The organism is Gordonibacter pamelaeae 7-10-1-b (genome assembly GCF_000210055.1).
In the GTDB taxonomy this organism is placed as follows: domain Bacteria; phylum Actinomycetota; class Coriobacteriia; order Coriobacteriales; family Eggerthellaceae; genus Gordonibacter; species Gordonibacter pamelaeae.
Window position 1 is genome coordinate 168565 of the sequence record NC_021021.1, and the last position, 3169, is coordinate 171733.

General features: G+C 69.4%; 4 protein-coding genes. All 4 read left to right on the forward strand.

What is annotated here, in order from left to right:
• The coding region (locus GPA_RS00770; RefSeq protein WP_083809229.1) for a bifunctional adenosylcobinamide kinase/adenosylcobinamide-phosphate guanylyltransferase at window positions 1-439 on the forward strand (439 nt) is incomplete at its 5' end.
• The gene (gene cobS / locus GPA_RS00775) at window positions 436-1203 is read left to right on the forward strand and encodes an adenosylcobinamide-GDP ribazoletransferase (protein ID WP_041238701.1); all 768 of its coding nucleotides are present in this window, start codon (window positions 436-438) and stop codon (window positions 1201-1203) included. The genes GPA_RS00770 and cobS, both read left to right, overlap by 4 nt.
• A gap of 41 nt (window positions 1204-1244) precedes the next feature.
• Window positions 1245-2201 (forward strand): histidine phosphatase family protein, encoded by a 957-nt coding sequence (locus GPA_RS16590; RefSeq protein ID WP_197533049.1) that lies wholly within the window; start codon window positions 1245-1247, stop codon window positions 2199-2201.
• The coding region (gene cbiB / locus GPA_RS00785) for an adenosylcobinamide-phosphate synthase CbiB (RefSeq protein WP_083808804.1) at window positions 2201-3169 on the forward strand (969 nt) is incomplete at its 3' end. The genes GPA_RS16590 and cbiB, both read left to right, overlap by 1 nt.

Sequence of the window (3169 nt, forward strand, 5' to 3'; positions counted from 1 at the left end):
CTTCGGGGGAGAGGGCGCCCGCCGCATCGCGCGCCATCGGGCGCTGCGCGAGGGCAAGGGGTTTTCCACCCTCGAGCGCACGCGTGACGTGGGCGCCGCAGTGCCCGGGCTTCCGCGCGGCTGCACGCTTCTTTTGGAGGACGTGGGCAACCTGGTTGCGAACGAGCTCTTCGCGGAAGGCGGCTTGTCCCCACGTGACCCCGATGCTACGGCGCGCGAGGTGCTCGGAGGCATCGAACGGCTCGCTCAGGCCGCTGCGTATACGGTGGTGGTCACCGTCGACGTGTTCGCCGATGGGATGCGCTATGATGAGGGGACCGAGGCATGGAGGCGCGCGCTCGCGCGCGTGAACGCGGGCGTGGCGGCGCTGGCCGACCGCGCAGTCGAAGTGGTATGCGGGATTCCCGTGTGGATGAAAGGCGAAGGACCTGCAAGGTGAAGATAGCGGAGGCGATCGGCGCGGCGTTCGGAACGTTCTCGCGCATCCCCGTCCCGAAATCGGCCTGGACCGATTTCGGGTCAACCCATGCGCTTGCCGCGTTTCCCCTGGTGGGCCTTGCGGAAGGCTTCCTCATGACGGCGTGGGGGCACATGGCGAACCTGCTCGGCGTGCCCGCGACCATCGTCGCGGCCGTGCTCGTGGCGCTGCCTGTGGCGGTGACGGGAGGCATCCACCTAGACGGGCTCTGCGACACCTCCGATGCGCTTGCAAGTTGGGCCCCGCGCGAGCGAAAGCTCGAGATCATGCACGACCCGCGGGCGGGCGCCTTCGGGGTCATCGGTGTTGTCGTGTACCTTATTCTGCAGTTTTCCCTGTTCACCGCGCTGCCGCTTACGGCGGGGGCGTTCCTCGCGCTTCTGTGCTCGCTCGTGTTCTCCCGCGCGCTTTCGGGGCTCGCCGTTGAATGCTGGCCTGCCGCGCGGGCGGACGGCATGGCCGCGGGGCTCTCGCCTGCGAAGAAGCGCGCGGCGATCGTCGTGCCGCTTTGCGCTTTCGCTGCGGCTTCGGCTGCAGGGATGGTCGCGTGCGCTCAGGCCGTCGGCGCCCTTATGGCGGTGGCGGGGCTTTTGGCGCTCGCGTGGTACCGCCATGTTGCCCTGGCCCGCTTCGGCGGGGTGACGGGGGATTTGGCCGGATGGTTTCTGCAATGGGCCGAGCTCGCGATGCTCGCCGTGCTGGTGGCGGGGGGCATGCTCCTATGATGCTCGTGGTAGGTGGCGCGCATTCGGGGAAGAGGACCTTCGTGCGCGAAAAGCTCGGGTTCGCGGCGGACGATTTCGTCGACGCGGCGCAGCTTGCGGAGGGCGGCGTGCCCGCGGCTTTTGCCGGCCGCGTCGCGTACCGTGCTGAGGAACTCGTACGCGCGCTCGACGCTGACCGGGCGCTCGAGCGGCTGATCGGCTTCGACGCAGTGATTCTGCCCTTGGTCGGCTCGGGGGTCGTCCCCATGCGTGCGGAAGACGCCCAATGGCGCGAGCGCGCGGGGCGCCTGGGATGCGCGCTCGCTGCGCGCGCCGACGTCGTCGTGCGCATGACGTGCGGGATTCCCCAGGTTATCAAAGGAAACCTTGCCGATGCGCCTCGAGGGACGCAGGGCGCGGGCGCGCCTTTGGAAGTCGTCTTTGTACGCCATGGTGCCACGGCGGGCACGGAAGACCATCGCTACAGCGGGGCGGGCGCCGACGAGCCCCTGTCGAGCGCGGGCGAGCGCGCTTTGCGCGACCTCGCGTGCGATCGTGACGTGTTCCGTGTTATCACGAGCGGCATGGCCCGCACCGACCAGACGGCGCGCATCCTCTTTCCGAACGCGGAGCTTATGGCGTGCCCCGGTCTGCGCGAGATGGATTTCGGCGACTTCGAGGGGCGAAGCGCCGCCGAGCTTAAAGAGGATGCGCGCTACCGCGCCTGGGTAGACTCCTGGTGCGAGACGCGCTGCCCGCATGGCGAGGGCAAGAGCGATTTCACCCGCCGCGTCGTCGCGGCGTTTCGGGAGGTGTGCGAATCGGAGCGCGCCCAGGGGAGTGGGCGCGCCGTCTTCGTCGTTCACGCGGGTACCGTGAAAGCGCTGCTCTCCGAGCTAGCTGTCCCGAAAATGGGATACTTCGACGTGCATACCGAGCCGGGTGGCGCATGGGCCGCCACCTGGGATGGGCGCTGCCTTCGCGACGTTCGCCCCGCTTCGGGGGGCGATGCCCGGTGATGACGATTCTTGCCGTCGCCGCCGGGTTCGCGGCCGACCTTGCCTTCGGCGACCCGCGCTGGCTTCCCCATCCCGTCGTCGCCATGGGGCGCGCGATCACGTGGGCCGAAGGCCGCCTGCGGGGCGCATTCCCGCAAACGTCCGCGGGCACGCGCGCCGCAGGGCTTGTGCTCGCCGTGGCGCTTCCGCTTGCGTGTGGGCTTTTGACCTGGGGAATCCTGCATCTTTGCGGCATGGTTCACTCCGGCTTGCGCTTCGTGGCCGAGGCATGGGCGAGCTATCAGATTCTCGCGGCATGCGAGCTGCGCCGCCAGAGCCTGGCCGTGGCCCGCGCGTTCTCGAAGGGCGGCCTTGTCGCGGCGCGCGAAGCCGTCGGGCTCATCGTGGGACGCGACACGTCTGTTCTCGACGAGCAGGGCGTCGCGCGCGCCGTCGTGGAAACGGTGGCGGAGAACGCGAGCGACGGCGTCATCGCGCCGCTTTTCTACCTTATGATCGGGGGTGCGCCCTTGGGCATGGCGTACAAGGCGGTGAACACGCTCGACAGCATGGTGGGCTACAAAAACGAGCGCTACATCGACTTCGGCTGCGCCTCGGCGCGCCTCGACGATGCGGCGAACTGGATTCCCTCGCGCTTATCGGCCCTGCTCATGATCGCCGTGTGCCCGATCGTCGGGCTCGACGCGCGCGGGGCGGCGCGCATCTGGCGCCGCGACAGGCGTCGCCATGCGAGCCCGAACGCGGCGCAGACCGAGTCAGCGTGCGCGGGCGCGCTCGGGCTGCGCCTGGCAGGACCCGCGGTGTATTTCGGCAAGCTCGTTGAGAAACCGACGATAGGCGACGCGTCCCGCGAAATCGAGTGGGGCGACATCGCCCGGGCGACAAGGCTCATGCTCGCCGCGTCCGTATGCGCGCTCGTCGTCTTCGGCGCCGCGCGCGCGGCGGTCGTGCTCGCCGTGGGGGCGATG